Source organism: Thiocapsa roseopersicina (genome assembly GCF_900106925.1).
GTDB lineage: Bacteria > Pseudomonadota > Gammaproteobacteria > Chromatiales > Chromatiaceae > Thiocapsa > Thiocapsa roseopersicina.
Genome location: NZ_FNNZ01000013.1, coordinates 1 through 22460 on the forward strand (window position 1 = coordinate 1; position 22460 = coordinate 22460).

At 63.9% G+C, this 22460-nt stretch carries 25 protein-coding genes; 7 read left to right on the plus strand and 18 right to left on the minus strand.

Annotation, left to right across the window (positions count from 1 at the left end):
• Positions 1-257: 257 nt before the first annotated feature.
• From BLV04_RS13975 to mtaB, 4 genes are all read left to right on the plus strand, one after another.
• Positions 258-749 (plus strand): hypothetical protein, encoded by a 492-nt coding sequence (locus tag BLV04_RS13975; RefSeq protein WP_093033578.1) that lies wholly within the window; start codon positions 258-260, stop codon positions 747-749.
• Between the two features lie 33 nt (positions 750-782).
• Positions 783-1460, plus strand: a complete 678-nt coding sequence (locus tag BLV04_RS13980; RefSeq protein ID WP_139191937.1) for an Hsp20/alpha crystallin family protein — start codon at positions 783-785, stop codon at positions 1458-1460.
• A gap of 331 nt (positions 1461-1791) precedes the next feature.
• Entirely contained in the window at positions 1792-2190 is a 399-nt protein-coding gene (locus BLV04_RS13985; RefSeq protein WP_093033177.1) for a YybH family protein, read from the plus strand.
• Positions 2174-3523: a tRNA (N(6)-L-threonylcarbamoyladenosine(37)-C(2))-methylthiotransferase MtaB gene (mtaB, locus tag BLV04_RS13990; RefSeq protein WP_093033181.1), complete on the plus strand. Its 1350-nt coding sequence runs from the start codon at positions 2174-2176 to the stop codon at positions 3521-3523. Before BLV04_RS13985 ends, mtaB begins: the two co-directional genes overlap by 17 nt.
• 35 nt (positions 3524-3558) lie before the next feature.
• Here the strand turns inward: mtaB and BLV04_RS13995 are convergent, their stop codons facing one another.
• The 3 genes from BLV04_RS13995 to xthA form a co-directional block, all read right to left on the minus strand.
• The gene (locus BLV04_RS13995; protein ID WP_093033581.1) at positions 3559-4113 is read right to left on the minus strand and encodes a hypothetical protein; all 555 of its coding nucleotides are present in this window, start codon (positions 4111-4113) and stop codon (positions 3559-3561) included.
• Between the two features lie 35 nt (positions 4114-4148).
• On the minus strand, positions 4149-5009 hold the full coding sequence (murI, locus tag BLV04_RS14000; RefSeq protein ID WP_093033184.1) for a glutamate racemase: 861 nt from the start codon (positions 5007-5009) through the stop codon (positions 4149-4151).
• A 121-nt stretch (positions 5010-5130) separates the two neighbouring features.
• The gene (xthA, locus tag BLV04_RS14005; RefSeq protein ID WP_093033188.1) at positions 5131-5949 is read right to left on the minus strand and encodes an exodeoxyribonuclease III; all 819 of its coding nucleotides are present in this window, start codon (positions 5947-5949) and stop codon (positions 5131-5133) included.
• 192 nt (positions 5950-6141) lie between these two features.
• Here xthA and murU point away from each other — a divergent pair, with 192 nt between their 5' ends.
• The 3 genes from murU to BLV04_RS14020 all read left to right on the plus strand — a co-directional run bounded on the left by murU (position 6142) and on the right by BLV04_RS14020 (position 9458).
• Complete coding sequence (murU, locus tag BLV04_RS14010; protein ID WP_093033191.1) at positions 6142-6816, plus strand: N-acetylmuramate alpha-1-phosphate uridylyltransferase MurU; 675 nt, start codon at positions 6142-6144, stop codon at positions 6814-6816.
• A gap of 79 nt (positions 6817-6895) precedes the next feature.
• Entirely contained in the window at positions 6896-8320 is a 1425-nt protein-coding gene (locus BLV04_RS14015) for a glutamate-cysteine ligase family protein (protein WP_093033194.1), read from the plus strand.
• Positions 8321-8423: 103 nt separating this feature from the next.
• Positions 8424-9458 carry a M14 family metallopeptidase gene (locus BLV04_RS14020; protein WP_093033197.1) on the plus strand — a complete coding sequence of 345 codons (1035 nt, stop codon included), beginning with the start codon at positions 8424-8426 and terminating at the stop codon, positions 9456-9458.
• A 157-nt stretch (positions 9459-9615) separates the two neighbouring features.
• On the opposite strand, the gene lipA is transcribed toward BLV04_RS14020, so the two are convergent.
• From lipA to BLV04_RS14095, 15 genes are all read right to left on the minus strand, one after another.
• Positions 9616-10611 carry a lipoyl synthase gene (gene lipA / locus BLV04_RS14025; RefSeq protein ID WP_093033200.1) on the minus strand — a complete coding sequence of 332 codons (996 nt, stop codon included), beginning with the start codon at positions 10609-10611 and terminating at the stop codon, positions 9616-9618.
• Positions 10612-10869: 258 nt separating this feature from the next.
• Positions 10870-11442, minus strand: a complete 573-nt coding sequence (idi, locus tag BLV04_RS14030) for an isopentenyl-diphosphate Delta-isomerase (RefSeq protein WP_093033203.1) — start codon at positions 11440-11442, stop codon at positions 10870-10872.
• Positions 11443-11490: 48 nt separating this feature from the next.
• Positions 11491-12792: a RuBisCO large subunit C-terminal-like domain-containing protein gene (locus tag BLV04_RS14035; protein ID WP_093033207.1), complete on the minus strand. Its 1302-nt coding sequence runs from the start codon at positions 12790-12792 to the stop codon at positions 11491-11493.
• 3 nt (positions 12793-12795) lie between these two features.
• Positions 12796-13224 carry a secondary thiamine-phosphate synthase enzyme YjbQ gene (locus tag BLV04_RS14040; RefSeq protein ID WP_093033210.1) on the minus strand — a complete coding sequence of 143 codons (429 nt, stop codon included), beginning with the start codon at positions 13222-13224 and terminating at the stop codon, positions 12796-12798.
• Positions 13225-13305: 81 nt separating this feature from the next.
• Positions 13306-13509 carry a light-harvesting antenna LH1, alpha subunit gene (gene pufA, locus BLV04_RS14045; RefSeq protein ID WP_093033213.1) on the minus strand — a complete coding sequence of 68 codons (204 nt, stop codon included), beginning with the start codon at positions 13507-13509 and terminating at the stop codon, positions 13306-13308.
• An 87-nt stretch (positions 13510-13596) separates the two neighbouring features.
• Positions 13597-13740 (minus strand): light-harvesting antenna LH1, beta subunit, encoded by a 144-nt coding sequence (pufB, locus tag BLV04_RS14050; protein WP_093033216.1) that lies wholly within the window; start codon positions 13738-13740, stop codon positions 13597-13599.
• A 145-nt stretch (positions 13741-13885) separates the two neighbouring features.
• On the minus strand, positions 13886-14092 hold the full coding sequence (gene pufA, locus BLV04_RS14055; RefSeq protein WP_093033219.1) for a light-harvesting antenna LH1, alpha subunit: 207 nt from the start codon (positions 14090-14092) through the stop codon (positions 13886-13888).
• A gap of 203 nt (positions 14093-14295) precedes the next feature.
• Positions 14296-15378: a photosynthetic reaction center cytochrome PufC gene (gene pufC / locus BLV04_RS14060; protein ID WP_093033222.1), complete on the minus strand. Its 1083-nt coding sequence runs from the start codon at positions 15376-15378 to the stop codon at positions 14296-14298.
• The gene (gene pufM, locus BLV04_RS14065; RefSeq protein WP_093033225.1) at positions 15375-16346 is read right to left on the minus strand and encodes a photosynthetic reaction center subunit M; all 972 of its coding nucleotides are present in this window, start codon (positions 16344-16346) and stop codon (positions 15375-15377) included. Before pufM ends, pufC begins: the two co-directional genes overlap by 4 nt.
• A 16-nt stretch (positions 16347-16362) precedes the next feature.
• Entirely contained in the window at positions 16363-17199 is an 837-nt protein-coding gene (gene pufL / locus BLV04_RS14070; protein ID WP_093033228.1) for a photosynthetic reaction center subunit L, read from the minus strand.
• Between the two features lie 115 nt (positions 17200-17314).
• A complete protein-coding gene (gene pufA, locus BLV04_RS14075) occupies positions 17315-17527 on the minus strand; it encodes a light-harvesting antenna LH1, alpha subunit (RefSeq protein ID WP_175534637.1) in 213 nt (70 codons plus the stop codon).
• An 80-nt stretch (positions 17528-17607) separates the two neighbouring features.
• Positions 17608-17751, minus strand: coding sequence for a light-harvesting antenna LH1, beta subunit (gene pufB, locus BLV04_RS14080; protein ID WP_093033233.1), 144 nt, complete (start codon positions 17749-17751; stop codon positions 17608-17610).
• A 785-nt stretch (positions 17752-18536) separates the two neighbouring features.
• On the minus strand, positions 18537-19976 hold the full coding sequence (gene bchZ, locus BLV04_RS14085; protein WP_093033236.1) for a chlorophyllide a reductase subunit Z: 1440 nt from the start codon (positions 19974-19976) through the stop codon (positions 18537-18539).
• A gap of 25 nt (positions 19977-20001) precedes the next feature.
• Positions 20002-21495 (minus strand): chlorophyllide a reductase subunit Y, encoded by a 1494-nt coding sequence (gene bchY, locus BLV04_RS14090; protein WP_093033239.1) that lies wholly within the window; start codon positions 21493-21495, stop codon positions 20002-20004.
• Entirely contained in the window at positions 21488-22456 is a 969-nt protein-coding gene (locus BLV04_RS14095; protein WP_371828644.1) for a chlorophyllide a reductase iron protein subunit X, read from the minus strand. The genes bchY and BLV04_RS14095 overlap by 8 nt, the downstream gene beginning before the upstream one ends.
• Between the last annotated feature and the right edge of the window lie 4 nt (positions 22457-22460).

The window sequence follows — 22460 nt, forward strand, 5'->3', positions numbered from 1 at the left end:
TGTTGTTCAAGCACCCCGAGGGAGGCCCACCGCTCTCCCTCATACAAGTTGACGATTTAAGAGGAAAAACCCATCAGGGAAGGTGGCCGTACTCAGCGAGGCCTCGTCTCGCTAAGGAACCTGCCGTATGCTTGTTCTCGCTCATCGCCCCACCGCAGACCGCGATCCGCCGACCGACCCTGAAAGCCAACAGCGACAGCATGATGGACGATCACGCCCCCCCCGCAAGCCCCCCACGCGTCCAGACGCTCGGCGCCATGGGTGCGCAGATCACACAGGTCCTGTCCTTGCTCGGGCGTTTCGGCCTGGAGTTCAGCCTTCATGATGCAGGCCAGCCGATTCCCGGCTCTTATTGGGGTGAGTCGGAAGCCGGCCTGGTCCGCGACGTCCTGCATGCCGCACCCGAGACTCCTCTGCACTCGGTTCTGCACGAGGCGGGGCATTGGATCTGCATGGACCCGGATCGGCGCGCGCGCCTGCATACGGATGCAGGCGGCGACGACCCGGAAGAGAATGCGGTTTGCTATCTCCAGGTGCTGTTGGCGGATGCGATCCCGGCGCTTGGGCGCGAGCGCCTCTTCGCCGACATGGATTCCTGGGGCTACAGCTTCCGGCTGGGCTCGACCCAGCGTTGGTTCGAGCAGGATGCCGAAGATGCACGACTCTGGCTCTTGGCGTATGGCCTCGTCGATTCGGCGGATCGCCCGACGTGGCGGGTGCGCCAATGTCCTCGACCGCCCTATACTTGATGTATCGGATCCCCGCAGATGTAGGAGTCACCGATGCGTATCGCCCACCTGACCGCCGCGGTTTTGATCATCGCGGTTTCCGCCCCGACCTTCGCGTGGGGTCCTTACGGGCCACCACCGGCCGGGCCAGCCTACCCCGCTGTCCCATGGTCCGGCGGATGGAGTGGCGCCGGCCCCTTCGCGGATCCGGGTATGCTCTACGGGCCGGAGTCTTTCGGACCACCGCCGTTCATGGATCCGCCGGGTTTGCCTGTACCGCCGAGCGACCCCTTCGCCGAACGATCGGATGCGCCTCCCGCGCAGCCCGCGACCTGGAGCCAGCGGGGTAGACATCTGTCGATTTCGCGACGGGCGACTCCCGACGCCTACCTCGTCGAGATCAGACTTGCGAACATCGATCCCGAGCAGGTTCAAATCAGTTCAAGAGGGCGCGGATTGAGGATTGCCTACCGGACAAGGGCCGAAGAGTATCGTGACGACAGCTTCGGCGCGGGCTATGGCCGGGGCTACAGTGTCATGAGCGGGTCGGCGAGTCAGCGTCTCAACCTGCCGCCGGACGCGGACATGGAAGCCATGTCTCGCGAGGTGAGCTCGGACCGGATCCAGCTGCGCATCCCGCGAGTGGATCTGCGGCGATCGGCGCCTTGGTTTAGTCCATCGGTGCCCGAACGGAACACGGAATCAGGCCCGAGCGCAGCTGCACCGGAGTGAGGCAAGGTCCGATGCAGGCGGTGGGCTTGCGGAGATCAGCGGTAAGCCAAGGTGGTTTCCGGAAAAAGGATCGGTCTCCGGTTGGGGCGAGTTAAGGTGATCGCCGGGAATAAGCATCCCGACTGCCCATGCCCGGAAGACCTGAAGGGCTGTGCGTGCGAATAAATTCGCACCTACACGCCTGCTGTGCCTTTTCCGGGCATCACTTGAGTCGCCCCAACGCGAATCGCAGGAATGCGCGGCCGGGATGTTTATTCCCGGAAGTCGCCCGACAGCGATCGGCCAATCGCCGACAGTCCACGATCAACCCATCAATCAGGAACCCACGCCAATGCCGTTCGACACACCTCAGGACGCCGAGGACGCCTTCTACGATGCGCTGGAGGCGGGCGACCCCGCGGCCATGACACAGGTGTGGGAGGACTCGGAGGGCATCGCCTGTCTCCTGCCGATGACGCCGCTGGTGATGGGGCGCGAGGTTCTGCAGCTTTGGCGCTCCATCTTCGAGCAGGCCGGGGCCTTCGACATCCAGGTGCGGCACATCGCCTGGATCGAGGCCGGAGAGACCGCGATCCACCTGATCGAAGAACGGATGCAGGGTGGGGCGCCGGGTCAGCCGGGGCCGGCGATCTACGGCACCAACGTCTTCAGGAAAGGGGCCGATGGCTGGCGTCTGCTGATCCACCAGAACTCGCCGACGCCGCAGGCGCCGAGTGCGCCGGGGGCGTGAGATCGGACCCGATGAAGATGGGCTCGCCGTAAGCCTCGGTCGTCGCGTCCATATTACGACGCTCGGCTGCCGGCTCAACGAGGCCGAATCCGAGGAGTGGGCCGAGCGTTTTCGGGACGCGGGTTTTCGCGTGGTCGACGCGAGCGCCCCGGCCGATCTGGTCGTCGTCAACACCTGCGCCGTCACACAGGAGGCGGTGCGCAAATCGCGCGGGGTCCTGCGGCGTAGCCAACGCGCCAATCCCGGGGCGCGGCTGATCGTAAGCGGCTGTCTCGCCACGCTCGGGGACAGCGCCGTCTCGGCAGAGTCCGGCGTTGATTTAATCGTCGCCAATCGCGACAAGGACCGTTTGGTCGAGATCGCGCTCGCCACCCTGAGCCTTCCGGCCATGCCCGAGACGGCTGCAAACGATGCCGCCGGAGCACTCTTCGCGCGGGGACGTCAGCGTGCCTTCATCAAGATCCAAGACGGCTGTCGCTACAGCTGCACCTTCTGCATCACCACCGTCGCGCGAGGTGCCGAGCGCAGCCGGACCCCTGCCGAGATCATCGGCGCAATCGAACGACTGGTCGAGCAGGGCATCCGCGAGGTGGTCCTGACCGGCGTGCATCTCGGCGGATACGGCAGCGACTCGGACAGCACGCTATCGGACCTGATCGCGCGCATCCTCGGCGAGACCGGGATCCCGCGTCTACGCATCGGCTCGTTGGAACCTTGGGATCTCGGCGATGCGTTCTGGCGATGTTTCGAGGATCCGCGCCTGATGCCGCATCTGCACCTGCCGCTGCAAAGCGGCTCGGACAGCGTCCTGCGACGCATGGCGCGGCGCTGCAAGACGGCCGAGTTCGCGCGCCTGGTCGAGCAGGGTCGCGCGCGCGTGCCGGACCTCAACATCACGACCGACATCATCGTCGGCTTCCCCGGCGAGAGCGAGGAGGACTGGGACGAGACGCTCGCCTTCGCCGGGTCGATGCGATTCGGCCACATCCATGCCTTTGCCTACTCGCCTCGGGCAGGAACCCGAGCGGCCGAGATGCCGGGCCAGGTCGATAGCCGGATCAAGCATCGGCGCTTGATCGCTCTGAAGGACCTCGCGCTGCGCATGCGCACGGCGGTCCTGCGCGAGCAGATGGGCAAGTCAGTCGAGATCCTCTGCGAGGGCAACCCCGACGGCGAGCGCCGGGAGACGCGATTCGGCTACAGCCCCAACTATCTGCCGGTACAGGTCGCGACGCACGAGACCGCGATCGACGGCAACCAGCTCGTCAAGATCGTGCTTGCCGGATTGGACGACGGCGGACTCGCGCTGGTCGGGCGGCCGACGGATCGGTGACCCGACAGCCGTGACTGAAACGACCGGGTCCGGGCTCAGAGGCCCCGGTCGATCTGCGCGGCGCGTGCGGCGTTGATCTCGGTGGCGACGTAAGCGAGCGCGAGGCCCATCTCGCGCGTCCAGGACAGCTCGATGCGCCAGGTCGGCGACGGCGTCCAGACATGCATGGCGACCCCCTCACCGCGACGGATCGCGACCAGACGGCGCCCGGGCGTGGTCGCATCGGGGGAGAAGCGGCTGCGGTCTTCGCCGGGACCGTAGATGTCGCGCAAGGCGGCATAGGTCTCCTCGTAGCGCAGTTGTGTGGAGACGCCGAAGGCACGCACGACCTTGTAGATCTGGCGGTTGAAGGCGAGCACATAGAGGCGGTCCGGGCCATCGACGAACACCAAGGCCAGACTCGCATCCTGCTCCTGGCGCACGAGCGGAGGCGGAACGGCCTGCAACAGCGGCCCGACGTCTCCGCCCAAACAATAACGCCCGAACACCATCTTGAGGCACGGCTCGTCGGCGAAGACACCCGGCGAAGCAAACGCAGCGAGGAGAAGGGTGACGATCGCGGCGATTCGGACTCTCATTTTTCCACGCATGATGTCTCCGCAACGAGGTTGCAAGCCGAGGGACATCATCGGCTGCACCCGGCGCCTTGAACGACGAGGGCCTCACCCTCTCCGAAAAGCGGTGTCGCCGCCTCCCGGGTCAAGGGATAGAGCTCCAGCGGTGCGCCCCAGAGCCGTTCCATCACCGCAGCGACCGTGCCCGGCTCGCCGCTCGTCCAGAAACGCTCGGTTCCCACGCGGCCGGGCGGTGCGAGCAGACCAACCTCGGCCAGACGGCGATGAACCTGCCGCGCAACGGCAGCCCCGGAGTCCAACACGGTCGTCCGGGATCCTGCAATCTCCGCGATCAGCCTACCAAGGTGCGGATAATGGGTGCAGCCCAGGACCAGGGTATCGGCACCCTGCGCCAAGAGCGGCTCGACGTAGGCCGCCAACAGGGCTCGCGTGCCTTCGCCCTCCAGGTCCCCGGCCTCGACCCGCTCGACCAGACCCGGACACGCCTGGAGGAGAATCTCCGGCCCCTCCCCCATGCGCGCGAGCAGCTGCTTGAAGGTGTGGCTCGCCAGGGTCTGTCGCGTGGCCAGAACACCGATCACGCCCGAGCGGGTCCGGTCGATGGCCGGCTTCACGGCAGGCTCCATGGCGATCACCGGCACCGAATACCGGGTCCGGAGCACCCGGGCCGCGGCACCGGTCGCCGTATTGCAGGCCACGACGATCGCCTTCGCCCCGCGAGCGATCAGCTGCTCGGTGACCGCAACGGCGCGCAGCTCGATCGCATCGGCCGACTGATCGCCGTAAGGCGCATAGGCCGAGTCGGCGACATAGAGCAGATCTTCGTGCGGCAGCGCGCGACGGATCTCGCGCAGGACCGATAGACCGCCGACACCCGAGTCGAAGACGCCGATCGGCTGATGCGCCGTCATCGCGTGAGTGCTCTTGCCGAAGCAGGTTTTCGGGACATGATGTGAGGCATCAGGATCGCCGTGTTGATTGAGTAAAGATGCTTGCCCGGATGCGAATCGCCGTTCGACCTCGAAGGCGGACTCAGAGATCGAATCGCGCCCAGACCGGACAATGGTCCGAGGGCTTCTCCATCCCGCGAATGGCATAGTCGATATCGGCGTCCAGCAGACGCTCGCGCAGGGGCGTGGTCACCAATAGATGATCGATCCGCAGCCCGTGCTTGGGGTCACGCTCGAAGCCGCGCGAGCGATAATCAAACCAGCTGAAGCGGTCGTCGACCTCGGGGTGCACCGCGCGATAGGCGTCGACCAGACCCCAATCGGTCAAGGTCTCGAGCCATTCGCGCTCCTCCGGGAGAAAACTGCATTTGCCGGTGCGCAGCCAGCGCTTGGCGTTGTCCGCCCCGATGCCGATATCCAGGTCGAGCGGCGCGACATTCATATCGCCCAGCACGACGAGGTTCTGATCGGGCGTGCAGAAGTCGCGAAGATAGGCCGTGAGATCCGCATAGAACTTGCGCTTGTTCGGGAACTTGATCGGGTGGTCACGGCTCTCGCCCTGCGGAAAGTAGCCGTTGATGACCGTGATCTCGCCCCCGCCGGGTAAGGGATAGCGGCCGATGATGGCGCGACGCTGAGCGTCCTCGGCGTCCCCCGGAAAGCCTTTAATGACTGCAAGCGGCTCGACCTTGCTCAAGAGCGCGACACCATAGTGCGACTTCTGGCCGTGGAAGTGCGTCGCAAACCCAAGCCGCCGCACCAGATCGACCGGAAAGGAGTCGTCGGCGACCTTGCACTCCTGCAGGCCAAGGACATCCGGATCATGGGCAGCCTTGATCGCTTCGAGCTGATGGGGTCGCGCACGAATTCCGTTGATATTGAAGGAGATAATCTTGAACACGACGAAGACGCTCGCTCACCTCGTTGGCCGACAGGGCGCGAAAAGGCTACCACGGCAACGGCGGGCGTCCAAACCGGCCGTCCGCTGCGTTCGAGCCGCAGGATCCCGATCGAGTCGACGACCCCGGCGACGCCGGCTGATGGATCTTCTGGTGTATCTTGGAGACACCCCCACAACAGTCTGCCCGCTCTTATGAAGGCGATGATCCTCGCCGCCGGCCGCGGCAATCGAATGCGCCCCCTGACCGATCGTGTCCCCAAGCCCCTGCTCGAAGCCGGCGGTCGCCCATTGATTCAATATCATCTGGAACGTCTGGCCGCGGCCGACATCCGGGACATCGTGATCAACCACGCCCATCTCGGCGAACAGATCGAGGCGGCACTGGGTGACGGCAGTCGATTCGGCGTCCGCATCCGCTATTCCCCCGAGCAAACGGCCCTGGAGACCGGCGGCGGCATCTTCAAAGCCCTACCGCTTCTTGGTCCGGACCCCTTCCTCGTGATCAACGGCGACATCTGGTCCGATATCGATCCGATCGGCCTGCACCTCTCGGGGAGCGACCTCGCTCACCTGGTGTTGGTCGACAACCCGCCGCACCACCCGAGCGGCGATTTCGCCTTGACGGGCGGCCGGGTCCACGCCGAGGGAGGCCACGCCGAAGGACGTAGCCGTCTGACCTTCAGCGGAGTCGGCGTCTACAGCCCGAGCCTGTTCGCAGGGTGTCGCCCGGGGGCCTTTGCGCTGGCACCGCTGCTTCGAGACGCAATGGCGCGGGGCCGGGTCGGCGGAGCGCATCACCGCGGACACTGGCTCGACATCGGCACGCCGGAGCGACTCGCCGAGCTGGATCGGCTCCTGCGGGAGTGATCGCACCCCGCATCGCCTATCGAACGGCCCGCGAGCGGACCATAATGAAACCTAAGTCAACCGTCACGGGGGACAAGGGATGGGCCAAGAGATTGCGGGGGCGCATTTCACCGAGCAGGACTTCGTCGAATTCGCCAATCGGCTGCACGAGGAGACGGCGCTCTTGGAGGACTGGCTCGACTCCGATCGGTTCGAGGTCTCCGAGCCGACCGCCGGATTCGAGCTGGAGGCTTGGCTCGTGGATCCTCGCCTGGATCCGGCACCCGAGGTCGAATCGCTGCTTGCGGGTCTGAATGACCCCTTGGTGGTCGCGGAGCTCGCGACGTTCAACGCGGAGATCAACGGCTCCCCGATGCCGCTGACGGGCGACTGTCTGTCTCGACTCGCGACCGAGCTGACCGCGACGCTGCAACGATGCGACCGCATGGCTCAGACACTGGGGACGCGTCTCTTGACGATCGGCATCCTACCGACCGTGCGCCCGCAGCATCTGAGCCTCGGCGCGATGACACCGCGACAGCGTTACCGAGCGCTGAACGACCAAATCTTCGCCCTGCGGCACGACCGCCCCCTGAGGCTCGAGATCGCGGGACGCGACCATCTCGCGCTGGAGTGGCACGATGTCATGTTGGAGGCCGCCGCGACCTCGTTTCAGATCCACCTCAAGGTGACCCCGAAGGAAGCGGCGCGCGTCTACAACGCATCGAAGATCATCAGCGGCCCCATGGTCGCCATCTCGGCCAACTCGCCTTATCTCTTCGGACACGACCTCTGGGACGAGACCCGGATCCCGCTGTTCGAGCAGGCGGTCTCCCCGGGCGGCCCCATCCTGCAGGAACGCGTGAGCTTCGGTTTCCGGTTTGCCGAGCGTTCCATCATGGAGACCTTTCGCGCGAACCTGGAGCGCTATCCGGTCCTGCTCCCGCACCTCATGGAGGAGGAGCCGCAGGCGTTGGCCCATCTGTGTCTTCACAATGGTACCATTTGGCGTTGGAACCGCCCGCTGATCGGCTTCGATGCGGCACGGCGACCGCATCTGCGCATCGAGCACCGTGTCGTTCCGGCCGGCCCGACGGTGTCGGACATGATCGCCAATGCGGCCTTGTATCTCGGTGCCGTGCGCGATCTAGCCGATCAACCCGAGCCACCGGAATCGCGGATCCCCTTCCTGCACACCCGCGCGGCCTTTTATGCCTGTGCACGCGAAGGACTGGATGCCCGGATTCAGTGGCTCGACGGCGCGATGCTTCCGGTCACACGCATCCTCCGAGAGGATCTCTTGCCCCGAGCGCGGCGCGGGCTGCTGGCTGCGGGCATCGACCCGACGGAGATCGCACATTGGCTCGGCATCGTCGAGCGACGGCTCGAAACGCGCCGAACCGGCGCCGGTTGGCAACGCGCCTGGGTCGCCCGTCATGGCCCCGACATGGCCGGCCTGACCGCCGCCTACCTGGAACAGCAAGACACGGGGCGGCCGGTACACGAGTGGGCCTTGCTCGGCTGATCGGATCGTGCCGAACCCACGGATCCCTCCAACGAATCACGACAGGCTCGACCGCATACCGAGCGACCTTTCAACCCACTCCCGAATCGACGATCAAGACGCCATGCTGCAAGAGCTCGATGATCTTCCGGAAGGCCTCCTCGAGGCCGAAAGCCATGAGCTGGATCGGCTGCTCGGCGCGCCGACATTGATCCATCTGCCCGGCGCTCGCGAGCCCGCGCTCTTCGTGTCGGTGCTCATGCACGGCAACGAGACGGTCGGGTGGGAGGCGATCCGCGCTTTGCTGCGCGAACGGCTCGAACGCTTCGGCGAGCTGCGCCTACCGCGGGCGCTCAGCATCTTCATCGGCAACGTGAGCGCGGCGGCATCAGGGGTGCGCCGTCTGCCCGGACAACCGGACTACAACCGAGTCTGGCCCGGCACCGATCGCGCGCACACCCCCGAGCACGACCTGATGGCGGAAGTCGTGCGCATCATGGCCGAACGCGGACTCTTCGCCAGCCTGGACATCCACAACAACACGGGCTCGAATCCGCATTACGCCTGCGTGAAACGGATCGACAACCGGTTTCTGAACCTCGCCAATCTGTTCGGACGCATCGTCGTCTATTTCACCCGACCGACCGGCGTGCAGTCGCTCGCCATGGCCAAGCTGTGCCCGTCCGTCACGGTGGAATGCGGCAAGGTGGGAGAGCAGCAGGGGATCGAGCATGCCCGCAGCTTCATCGAGGCCGCGCTGCATCTCGCACGCATCTCGCCCCATCCGGTCGCGCCGCAAGATATCGATCTCTTCCACACGGTTGCTCAGGTGAAGGTCCGCGAGGATGTGGGGTTCGGATTCTCTCCGGAAGAGGCCGACCTTCAGCTCAATCCGGCCTTGGAACATCTCAACTTCTGCGAGCTGCCCCGAGGCATGGCCTTCGGTCGCATCGCTCCGGGCTTGGGGATCGGTCTGGACGTGCGCGACGAGCACGGAAGGGATGTCGGCGAGCGCTACTTCCACGTCGAAGACCAAGAGCTGCGGCTACGACAACCCGTCATGCCCTCGATGCTGACGAGCAACCAGGTCGTCATCCGACAGGATTGTCTCTGTTATCTGATGGAACGTTACAGCGACCATCTGCCGACGGAAGACTAAAGGGATTCCGGAACTACTATGCCCGTAGTCAGTTGTGCTGACGATAGGAAGCACAACTTGCGCCGACGGTTGGTTTTGCCTCGCACGGCTCGGCACAACGGCACTCGGCGCGCCGGTGCCGGCGCGCCATCCATCCCGGGTTCTCGGCGGCCAGCCGTCAGACCTGCTCCGACTCCAAGCCGTCGAAGATCTCGCTCGCCTGACGATCGGCGTGGTAAGAGGAGCGCACCATGGGAGCGCTCGCGACGTTGGAGAACCCGATCGACTCGGCGAAGCGCCCGAGGTCTTCGAACTCGTCCGGGGTCCAATAGCGCTTCACGGGCAGGTGATCGCGACTGGGCTGAAGATACTGACCCAAGGTGAGCATGTCGCAACCGTGCGTGCGCAGATCACGCAGGGTCTCCTCGACCTCCTCGCGCGTCTCCCCGAGTCCGAGCATCAACCCCGACTTGGTCGGCACGCCGGGATGAACCGCCTTGAAGGCGGCGAGCAACTGCAACGAGCCCGCATAGTCCGCCCCCGGGCGCGCCTCTCGATAGAGCCGCGGAACCGTCTCGAGATTATGGTTGAAGACGTCCGGCACCCCGGCTCCCACGAATTGCGCGAGCGCGAGCCCCTCACGGCCGCGGAAATCGGGCACTAGGACCTCGAGCTTGATCGTCGGACTGCACTCGCGAACCGCGGCCAGGCAGGCCGCGAAATGCGCGGCTCCGCCGTCGCGAAGATCGTCGCGGTCCACCGATGTGATCACCACATAGCGAAGACCCATGGCCGCAATCGACTCGGCCAGATGTCGCGGCTCGTCCGGATCGACAGGCTGCGGACGCCCGTGCGCGACGTCGCAGAAGGGGCAGCGCCGCGTGCAGATGTCGCCCAGGATCATGAAGGTCGCGGTGCCGTGATTGAAGCACTCGCCCAGATTCGGGCACATCGCCTCTTCACAGACGCTCGCCAGTTTGCCTTTGCGCAACAGACTCTTGATCCGGTTGACGCCCGCTCCGACAGGCGCCTTGGCCCGGATCCACGCGGGCTTGCGGAGGATCTCGGTCGCGGGTTCGATCTTGATCGGGATACGCGAAACCTTATCGTGTCCGCGCTGATGGGTTTCGGGTGTCGTCCGCGAAGGGGCGTCGAGCGGTTGTTCGGGGGCCATGGCTGATATCGGGAAAGCTCGGGAAGGCGATCGACATGATACGCACGCTCGGCGGGCGGGCGAAACGTCTGCGGGGTGTGCAGCGATTCACGGCGGTCGGTCGTGCACCGGAAGCCGATCGCATTCCGGTGCAACCGATGGTAGGTTGCCGCGATCCGGGGAAGGGTTGGGGCTCGCTCGGCCGATCACCAGGCCGGTCTCGGTCAAGCTCGTCTGTTCGAGCGTCTCATTCGGCGAACCGACCCGTCGGCAGCCGATTCAGCGCGGAAACAGACGTTTCATCAGCAGGCCGAACCAGGGCGTAAACCACTCGGGGCGACGCGCCAGAGCGCGATGGATGGCCGGGACGGACATCCATCGCCAGGCACCGATCTCGGATGGATCAGGCCGCGGATCCCCGGCGTAAACGCCGAAGAAGACATGGAGATACTCATGCTCGATCAGACCCGATGCTTGGTCCTCGGCACGGTAGACGAGCTGGGTGCGCTCCACGAGCGGCACGCGGATTCCGAACTCTTCCTTCAGGCGACGGCCTGCGGCCTGCGTCGTCGGCTCGTCCGGCCTGGGATGACCGCAACAGGTATTGGACCAACGCGTCGCGAAGTGATACTTGGCATCGGCGCGTCGCTGCAGCAGGAGCCGGTCGGCCGCATCGAAGACCAGGATCGAGAAGGCACGGTGCAGTTGACCGTCACGATGCGCATCGATCTTGCCGGCACACCCGAGGGTGCGGTCACGGTCGTCGACCAAGATCACCTGCTCGCAGGCGTCGCGCTGCGCTGCGCGCTCCAGAGCTTCGGCTGCAAGCGGCGGTACGATTCGGGCACTCAAGGATGACCTCCAACGAAACATCTCATCGGGACGTCGCCGTCATGCGGCTCAGGCACTGCAACCGAAGGTGTCGATCGCGGCACGCAGCTCGGCATGATGCCGGGCGTGATCCTCGATCGGGATGCCGGCAGCGATGGCGTCCCACGCCTGACGAATGCTCGCGGCACCGCCGCGCGGCCCCATCGGGTGCCCGAAGACCCCGCGTCCCGGCACGAAGCCGAAATCACGCGTTCCGAGCGTGTCGTGAACCCGCTTCAGCGTCCCGGCCCAATCGCTTCCGCCGGGCACCGGCAGACTCGGGCGCAGAGCGCCCATCGGCTCGAGGCAGGCCGCGGCGTTGCGACACACCTCCGCATCCGACATGAACATTCGCCCGCCGAAGCCCGGCATGATGACGACATCGAATCCGGCAAGTCGCTGCAGCTTGGTCATGACCAGCGAGCTGATGCCGAAATGCTCCAACCGACTCAGCGCCGCGAGCATCGGGAAATGCGCCACCAAGGGCACTCGGGTGTGGTGCGCCAGCATCCGAACGGCACTCAAGCCCACCGGAAGAGCGTTCACGAGTAGGGCATTGGCACCGTTGCCGACGGCCACGTCGTGCAGATCGCTCAACCGATCCACCTCGTCGGTCACGTTGGCCAGGTAGACCTTCGGCGTGCCCGTCTGCGCCTCCGCGCTACGCCGGGCGGCGCCCAACAGCGCGGAGCGTCGCTCGAGGCTACACCAATCGGTATCGCAAAGCATCTCGTCGTCTTTGGCGACATCCAGTCCGCCCAGCCATCCCTGGAGACCAAGCTCGGCCATATCCTCCGGCGGCAATCCGATATTGGGCTTGATGACCCCGAAGAAGATCGGGCGGTCGTAGACCCCGAGCAGGTCACGGAAACCTTCGACACCGTAGCGCGGCCCGTCGAAATGGCTCAAATAGGCATCCGGGAAATGAATGTCGAGCAACTTCACGACAGGGGCGCCCGGCGAGAAGAAGGTGCCTTCGCCGCAGACCGCACTCAAGAGGTTGGGAATACGAGGACCGAAGTTACGATGGGGATGGGCGATGCGGACACGACACGCATGAATCTTGCCCTCACCCGGCGCCTTCAGCCCGTAGCTGAAGTCCGGCAGGGTCGCATCGACGGCGAGATGGACGACCTTCGCACCGAATTCCCCGCGCAAATCCTCGCTCGAGCCGACCCGGCGCCACTGGGCGGTCGACTGCTCCGAGCAGAAGTGTGCGACTGCAACGCGCGGGTCTCCCCGGCACTCCATGTAATAGTCGAGACGCAGATAGGCGTCGGGATCCAGGGTATCCGCATCCGCGAAAAACCCTTCGAGATCGGCTGCCGTCATCCGCTATTGCTCTCCGATGATCTGCATCAGAAGCCGACGCTCGTCGCGCGGGCCGTCCAATTCAATGAAAAAAATCGATTGCCATCCACCGAGGAGCAGTTGTCCATCGGCAACCGGGATGGTCTCCGAGGCGTTCATAAAGAGTCCAAGAAGGTGGGAATGCGCGTTGAGGCGACCGTCGACCGGGTCGCGATTGTGACGAAAATCCGAGTCGGCGGGAACGAGGCGGTGAAGGAAGTCGAGCATGTCGCGCTGCAACATATGCTCTTTTTCGTTCAAGCACACGAATGCGGTCGTGTGAGGCGAGAATAGGGTCACTTGGCCCTGAACGACACCGCTTTCTTGGAAGGCGGTTCGGACTGTTGCCGTGACATCGATGATCTCGATCGGTGCGGCCGTGCGCAGGAGGATTGTTTCGCAGGGGAAAAACATACGTTGAGCTTCGGACGCTGCGATCAGGGGCGGGGCCGGCGTTGCATGCCGCCCGCCCGAGATCGCAACTCGCGGCCTGATCTAACGGCCGGCAGGCAGGGGAGCCATCTGTGCCGCAGGCGTCACAGCGGCAGCCTTACCGGAGGCGGGCACGCCGTCGGACAGCCAGTTGAAGTCGGCCGTGCTGAGCAGGATGAAGTGAATCAACAGCCCGAGCACCATCAGGAATGCGAACAAAGCAACCAGCGTTCTGCGCGGATCGAAGATCTGCCAAATTTTGTGCATGAGTTTATCTCCTAAAGACGTAAAGCGGGACGGTGCAGATCGCTGCGCTCCTCCCGTCGGAATCCATCGCGAGTCTACTGCGCTCGACTACAGCCAGGGGCGCCAGAGCCAGGCGAGGATATGGGCGACGATAACGACGCCGAAGAACCCGGTCATGCTCTGCACGAAGATGCCGTGAAACTCCTTCGCCTCTTCTTCGGTCAGACCGGTCATGCTTTTTGCTTCAGCCATGGAATTACCCTCACTTGTCATGTTTTGGCCATTTGGCCGTTACCGCGATCTTCCCCGCGGCGGGGACCACAGTGGAGTACCCGCGTCCTATCGAACCCTTTAGGGCCATCACTCGGACACGTGCACCGGACTAAACGCCTTCCGACTAACGGCCAGCCGGCAGTGGAGCCATCTGAGAGGCAGGCGTCACGACTGCGGCCTGTCCCGTGTAGGCAGGAACGCCATCGCCCAGCCAGTTGAAGTCTGCCGTGCTGAGCAGGATAAAATGGATCAACAGCCCGAGCACCATCAGGAAACCGAACAAAGCAACCAGCGTTCTGCGCGGATCGAAGATCTGCCAAATTTTATGCATCTGTATACTCCAGTGACTATCAGAGGGGTGCTGCTGTATCAGCAAATGCCCGTTGGGCCGTTGTTAATCGTTGCCCCTCTGCCCGATCAAAGCCAGGGAAGGGCACGGCCTGCTGAACCATCTCACCCGACGTGCGCCGGACCGGAATCCGGCGCTGCCTTTGGCCTCCTTGCCTTAACGGCCAGCCGAGCCGGCCGAGGTCATTACAACTGCTTCGGCTGGACCGCAGGCGCTGCTTCTGCCGCGGGCTGGACCGGAGCCGCTTCCTCGGGCGCCGCAATCAGGGTCGGACCTGCAAGTGCGGGGTAGTCCTTGAGCATCTGAGCACCGTAAAGCGGCTTATAGGCGCCCTGATGGCAGGTCGCGCAGCTCACGCGGTAGGGATCGCCCAGCGGACCCTTACGTGTCTCGGGCAACACCTCGTTCAACGGCCAGATGTATTCCTGGTTGATCTCACGCACATGCCGGATCGCATACCAGGCGGTGGTGCGCTGCGGGGTACTCTGATCCCAGGCAAAGAACGACCGACTGTTGTGGCAGAAGGTGCAGTTGACGCCGAGCGCATCGGAGATCTGCATCATCAAGCCATAGGTCCACTCCGCTTGCTTGATCGAAGCCAAGTTGCCGCTCGGCAGGGCCGCATCGCCGATCACCCGGATCTCGTTGGCCTGATCGAGGAATGGCGTGAAAGGATCGAACGGCAAAGACGCATAGGCAACCGTCGATGACGCGATGTTCTGCCCTGTCGGCGACACGCCGGACGGCAGATTCGGACCCGGATCGGTCGTCCAGACATACTCCGGCACCGGCTTACCGCGATGACAGGTATAGCAGGTGACGCCCGTAGCCGCGACATGGTCCTTCCATGCGGAATTGGCCTGTTGCGTCATCTGGAACATGCGACGCGATACGACTTTCGTATAGATGTCGTCCGAAGCCCAATTGCCGGGAACGTGGCAATAGTTGCAACCCTGCTCCGGAGAGACCCAAGTCGTTACGGCCACCATCAGACGGGTGAAATCCGCAACGGTGAGATCGCTCAGGACCTGGACATTCTCATAGACTTCGGAGACCTTCGGTCCGCCGGGCGGTGCCGCCGGAATCACCTCGGGAGGCTGGTTCGCCTTATAGCTGCTAGCCAGATCACCGGGGTTCTGGACGTGCTCCATCGCAAGACCGCGGTAACCCAATTGGACGGTCTCGGGAGGCGGCGCTTCACAGCCGGCAACAAAAACCGAAGCGACAATAGCGGCCAGCGGGATCGACGTGTAATTAGCCATCTTCATTGCGAAACCCCCTGCAACAGCGTCGGATCCGTAGCGCCATCAAGCGGATAGACGGGAGCAACACCATGCTTCACGGCCCACAGATACCAGTTGTCGACCACGGTACCGGTCAGGAGAATCCCGATGCCGGCGGTGATGACGGTCAAGACCGCGAACCACCAAGCCCAGCGATGAATCGATTCCATCGTGGCATTGAAGCCCATCGTCCAGCGCCAGAAGAGAGCTGCGCGCTCCGCTGCCGTGCCGCGATCCGTAATCTGGTCGATCTCGCGATCGCCACCGAACCGGCTCACGGCGAGGATGGTCGCACCGTGCATGGCAAACAGCAGGGCCGAGCCATACAGGAAGGCAATCGAGAGCATGTGGAACGGGTTGTAATAAAGGTTCCCGTACCGAATCGAGAAGGCCGCCGTCCAGTCGAGGTGGGGGAAGATACCGAAAGGTACCGCCTCCGCCCAACTACCCATCAAAACCGGGCGAATGAAACCCAGGCTCAGATAGAAGAAGATCGCCGCCGCGAACGCCCAAGACAGCCACTGACTCAAACCCAGATCCGCAGCCCGCTTGTAGGTCCGGATCCACCAAAGAATGATGGACGTGGTCAGAAAGAAACCGGCGATCAACCACCAGCCGCCATCACCCAAAGGAGGGATACTGAGGCCGTAGGACGGCGGTGGCGGCTCAAGCGCCAGCCAGAAGAAGTTCTTCAGAAACTCCATCGGGCTCCAATTTACGGAAGCCGCCATGTTGAAGCCGATGATCTCGATGGCGATGAAGCCGAAGAGCAAGGATGCAACACCGGTGAACCCGAGATAGATGGGGCCAATCTGAGCATCGCCGATCTTACCTGCCCAGTAGGAGAAGATCGGCTTGCCGAGACGCGGCAGATTGCCTTTCGGCATGGGCGTTCCGGGGTAAGCCGGAGAGCGCACCTGCACGCTTGTAAAAATGTTCTGATATTCAGCCATTGTTGTCTCCTAGACCCTACCAGAGCGGAAGCTCAAGCCACCAGTTCCACCATTCCGGCCAGCCGCGCGTCCAGAAGGGTCCGCTGATCACGATGCAGACGGCGCTCCAGAAGACTGCGCTCAGCGCCAGGAACAAACCCAGGCGATGGATACCAAGTGCGCCGACGGAGTAGCCGATCAGATCCCGGAAGAAGGTGTTCTCGTGCTCACCGGTCTTGACCGGCTCGCCCTTCGCGGGATTGGTCACCGACAAGATCAGGGAGCCGTGCATCGCCAGCGCCAGACATGTGGTGAAGAAGAAAGTGATCGCGAGCATATGGGCCGGGTTGTAATGGAAGTGCAGGTATTGGTAACCCACATTCGAAACCCAGTCTAAGTGGCTCATGATTCCGTACGGGAAGCCATGACCCCACGCGCCCATCAAGATGGGACGAATCACCACGAGCGTCACAAAGGCACCGATCGCGAAACTGAAGGCGAAGGGGACGTGGAAACCGATTCCGAGCTTGCGGGAAATCTCGACCTGCCTCAACGCCCAGGAGACGAATGCCCCGATCGCGCAGAGTGTAATGAACTGCCAAAGACCGCCCTGATCAAGCGGAGCCATTCCTAGGCCGTAGCTGAGATCCGGGGGAGCGATGCTGATCTGCCAGAGATTGAACGTCTGCAGCTCAGGCGTCGGACCGAGGGTGGCGCCCCAGACGATCAAGAGCGTACCTAACAATGCGAAGAAGAACGCCGAGACTCCGAAGAAGCCGACATAGAACGGCCCCACCCAGAAGTCGAATAGGTCTCCCCCTATCAGCGTCCCGCCACGGACGCGGTATTTTTTCTCAAAACTGAGCATGGCCATCGTAAAATCCTCTGCTGGGGAGGCATCCGATTCGGCTGCCTCCTCTTAGCACTGTCGGCGGTAGGTGGGGCCTGGCCAATGGGTCCAGCCTCCCCTGCCACCCCCGTAAAGGACGCTATTGCCTTTGCGGCACAACCGGCGTCACTTGCATCTGACTGACTGCGGACTTGGCGGGGACGCCGTCTTCGAGCCAGTTGAAATCTGCAGTGCTGAGCAGAATCATGTGAATGGCTAGACCAAGGACGATCAGGAATGCAAAGAGGGCGACCAGGATGCGACGCGGATCCATGATCAGCCAAATTTTCCACAAGCTTTCGGTCGAGAACATATTTATTTCTCCTGGAGTCAGGACGAGTTAGATGACCGTGCGACCGGCACCCTCGGGCGCCAGCGCCGAATTGGTTTTTGCTACAGCCAGGGGCGCCACAGCCACGCCAGGATGTGTGCAACGATCACGATTCCGAAGAACGTGGTCATGCTCTGCACGAAGATCCCGTGGAACTCTTTCGCTTCTTCTTCGGTCATGCCGGACATGCTGGTGTTTTCAGCCATTGATCGATCCTCCAGTAGGAGATGAACCTAAGTGACGCCGCACCGACCCCGTGCGGCAAGGGTTTCGTCGCGGACCAATAGACCGCGACGGAGAAGCTGCTCGAAACGCCCGACCAGCCACTCGACTCCATCGTCCCGAATAAAGGGACGGGCAATTCATGTCGCGCGGGGCATTCGCTCCGTTCGACAAGCGAAACTCGCCAGCACCCGGCGAAACACCTCGCCCGTGGACCTCGACCTCCGAGGGAGTCTTGCGCGACGTAACCTGCGAGAAGCTCGGAACGTCGAATCGCGGATTGTTCAGGTCGGGTCTCACGGGTCCGGTACGAAAGCCTTGCAGGGTGACTGGATTAGGTGTCAGTCTAGCTTGACTGACGTAGATGTCAATCTACATTTACACCTCTTTTGCGCCGCAGCTGCGCCCGGACAACGAACAGAGGTCATGCCGCCCCCAAGTGCACGGTGGCACTGGAGAAACGGCCGTGAAAACAGGGACCCAAGGCGTGACGGCGAGAATTTCGAGCCGGCGGAAACGGCAGACTGAAGAAGAGCGCGGCAACGGGGAAGCAAACGAGGCGTCGCCGGCCGACCTGACGAGGTGTGAATCTGGGCGACGCGACGCGACGCGACGCGCCGCCCGGCTCCCCACGAGCCTAGTGGCGCAGTGCAGAGATTCCGAGATCGTTGTCGTTGTCGTCGTATCGATGTTCGATTACGACAACGAACGGTCCAGACACATCTGCCGTGAAGTACTCGTGACTGGCGACCAACAAGAGGGCCGGTCGCTAGACCGAGCGCTGGGCCTCGACCACGCGATCGAGAGTCACCCGCTCATCCCCTGCATTGCGTGAGGCGCGCTCGGCGGCATCGCGCAGGCGCTTGGCGGCCGAGATGCGCACCAGCACAGGCTGGGAATCGACGATGCGATCGAATGCCGCGAGGGCGTCCTCGTCCCAGGGCAGCTCGCGATGGAGTCGCGCAGGAGTGGCGTCGACCTTGTCGAGATCGGTCCCGAGCGGAATGATGTTGAAAAGCGCGTCGAAGAGGGCATTGCACACCTCCTGGACGATATAGGTAGCACCCGAGTAGCCCATGAAGGGCGTGCCGGTGTGACGACGGATCACGGTGCCCGGGAACGACGCAGGGATATAGGTCGCGCGGGCGCCGATCTCGGACAGATACATGCGCTCGTTGTAGCTTCCGAAGACGATCAGCGGCGTCTTTTGATGCACCGCCTCGCGCACGACATCGTTGTCCGGCTTCACGCCGGCCTTGCGCGAGAAGGCGAAATGACAGGGCAGACCCAGCTCGTCTTCGAGAAAATGACGCAGGCCTCGAGCATAGGTGTCGGTAGCCACGACGCCGAAGCTGGCCGTGCCGAAGAAATCCTGCGTCACCGACCGCCAGAGGTCCCAAATGGGCTTGATGGTCGTGTGCTTTTCCTGCTCGATGAACGGCTCGGGATCCAGCTCGAGCAGCTCGCCGAGGGTGCGCAGGAACTTGGTCGTACTGTGCAGACCGATCGGGGCCTGGATAAAGGGCCGCTCGAGCGCCTCGCAGAGGCTGCGCCCGAACTCGCGGTACATGCAGATGTTGACCTCTGCATTCACCAGCTCGGGCACTCGATCGAGATGGCTCCCCAGCGGGAAGACCTGATTGACCTTCGCGCCGATACCTTCCACCAGACGCCTGATCTCGGCGAGATCGGACGGGGTGTTGAAGGTCCCGTACATGGGTCCGATGATGTTCACGCGCGGCGGCTCGCCGGGCTTGCGCGGCTTGGCCTTCGGAATCGCGCCCTTCTTCGGACCGTACTGAGTCCACAGCCAATACATGGCGCGGTTGGCGCTCTGCCACTGATCCTCGTCGATCGTGCGCGGCAGAAAGCGATGGATATTGGTGCCTTCCGGGGTGACGCCGCCGCCGATCATCTCGGCGATCGAGCCCGTAACCACTACGGCTGGCCGCTTCGGATCCAGGGTCGCATAGGCGCGACGCATCGCCTCCTCGGTCCCTTTTTGGCCCAGCTCTTCCTCGCCCAGGCCGGTGACGACAACCGGAAGCTCGTGCGGCGGCAACCCGTCCGTATAGTGCAGAACGGCGGTGACAGGAAGGTTCTCGCAGCCGACCGGCCCGTCGATGATGACCTGCAGGCCCTTGATGGCTGCGAAGACGTAGACGGAGCCCCAATAACCGCCGGCGCGGTCGAGGTCGTTGATCAACATGGGTAAAACGTCCTCGTGACCGGACTCATAGCGGCTTGACGACTGAGGATGGGGCGGGCACGGCGACCGACACGGGCGGCTGATCCCAGATCCCGCAGGTCTCTCCTGCGCCGACGCCCTCGAAGAAGCTGCGCATGGCGGTGAATCGATGCCGATTGGCCAGCGCCGTATTGATGACCTGCGCCAGAGAACCGGCACCCGCGGGCCCCATCAGCGGACGCGCCGAGATGAGGTTCGTGAAATAGAGCGCCGGGATGCTCATCTCCTTGGCCGCCTGCACGACCGGCGTGGTGCCGATCGCGAGATCCGGCTCCAGCGCCTTCACGGCCGCGATGTCCTGCTCCAGGGACGCACGGAACTGAACCGGCACGCCGCGCGACTCCAGCCAAGCCAGATCCGCTTCCGACCAAGGCGTGCGCCCGCAGGCGGTGCCGACATAGGGCACGTCCGCGCCGGACTCGATCAGCAGACGCGCGACCAGCAGCTCGGAGCCTTCGTAACCGGAGACCGTGACTCGGCCCTTGATCGGACTGCCCGACAGGGCACCGGCAATGGCCGGCAGGATCTTGTTCTTGGCCAGATCGACCTTGTCTTGAGCGATCCCGCAGGCCGCTCCGATCGCGTCGAGCCAGCTCGCGGTGCCTTCGCACCCGACCGGTGCCGAGCCGACGACGGGGCGACCCGCCAGGGCAAACTCGCGCGCACTCGCGGTGTATTGAGGGTGAATCGCCGCGGCGACCCGACAATCGAGCGCCCCGTAAAGCTCGCGCCATTCGCGGGTCGGCACGACCGGGCCGGGGGCCAGCCCCATGGGCTCGAGCATCATCCCGATGCCGACCGGATCGGCCGGGAACATCTCCCCGAGCAGGGTCACGGTCGGCCGCTCGCTGCGCCCGCCGCGCGGTGCCTGCACCGGGCCTTGCTCGGCCTCGGTCCGCGCATAGTGCAGCATGGCACCGGCGAGCACGTCCTTCGCCTCGGCATGGGTCGGCACCCCGAACCCGGGCACGTCGATACCGAGGATGCGCACGCCGTTGAGCTCTTTGGGCAAGAGACGCAGCGGCACGCCCGAGGCGGTCGGCACACAGAGATTGATCACCACGACGGTATCGTAGTGATCCGGATCGGCGAGCTTGAGCACCGCCTCGCGCACGTCCTCGAAGAGCGCACCCGAGACCAGGGTCTCCGAATCGAAGGGCACATAGCCGACCGAGCGGCGTGCGCCGTAGAAATGCGAGGTGAAGGTCAGACCATAGACACAACAGCCCGAGCCTGCGAGCACCATGGCCGTGCGCCGCATCCGCAGCCCGACCCGCAAGGCGCCGAACGCCGGACACATGGTCTGGGGTTGATCGTGCGGGCCTTTCGGATAGTCCTCTGCGTAGCGCTTCAGCAACTCACGGTTTCCCGAGGCGACCGCGGCGGCGTGCAAGGTCTCGGCACCGCCGTGACAGCCGCCTTCCCCCGCGTCGACCGAGCGATCACCGATCGGACCTTCGCGCTCGGATGGCTTAGACATCGTCGTAGATCACCTCAAGCGAGGGTTTCTTAAAGGTCTCGGCACTGCACATATCCTCGGGCCGCGCCGGCTCGAGCACCACATGCCGACCGACCACGTCGCCCGTGAAGAGCCCGAGGAGCCCGTCTTGATCGAGCGGCTTGGGATGGATCGGCGGGGCCAGCGCGACATTGGTCGCCAACTCTTCGAATAGCGGACCCCAGCGGTCGCCGGGGCGGCCGATGATCTCGTAGTTGGCGCTCATGCGGCGAATCTCGTCGTGTGCCGGGATGGTTGCCAGGATCGGGATCTCGACGGCCTTGGCAAAGGCCTGCGCCTCGCCGGTGCCGTCGTCCTTGTTGATTACCATGCCCGCCACACCGACGTTGCCGCCCAATCCGCGGAAATACTCGACCGCCGAGCAGACGTTGTTGGCGACATAGAGCGATTGCAGATCGTTCGATCCGACCACGATCACCTTCTGGCAGAGATCGCGCGCGATCGGCAGGCCGAAGCCGCCGCAGACCACGTCGCCCAAGAAGTCGAGCAGGACATAGTCGAAGTCCCACTCGTGAAAACCCATGCCTTCGAGCAGCTCGAAGCCGTGGATGATGCCACGACCGCCGCAGCCCCGACCCACATCCGGACCGCCCAGCTCCATCGCGAAGACACCGTCGCGCTTGAAGCAGACGTCGCCGATGCCGACCTTGTCGCCGGCGCGTTTCTTCTCACCCGAGGTCCCCAGGATGGTCGGACAGGCACGGCCGCCGAACAGCAGGGTCGTGGTGTCGCTCTTGGGGTCGCAGCCGATCAACAGGACCTTCTTGCCCTGCTGCGCCATCATGTAGGAGAGGTTGGCCAGCGTGAAGCTCTTGCCGATGCCGCCCTTGCCGTAGATCGCGATGATCTGGGTCTCCTTGATGGAGGGCGTGGCGATCGAGGGTGCGCCGACCGGATCCTTGGTCGATTGGCGCCCGGGCACCAAT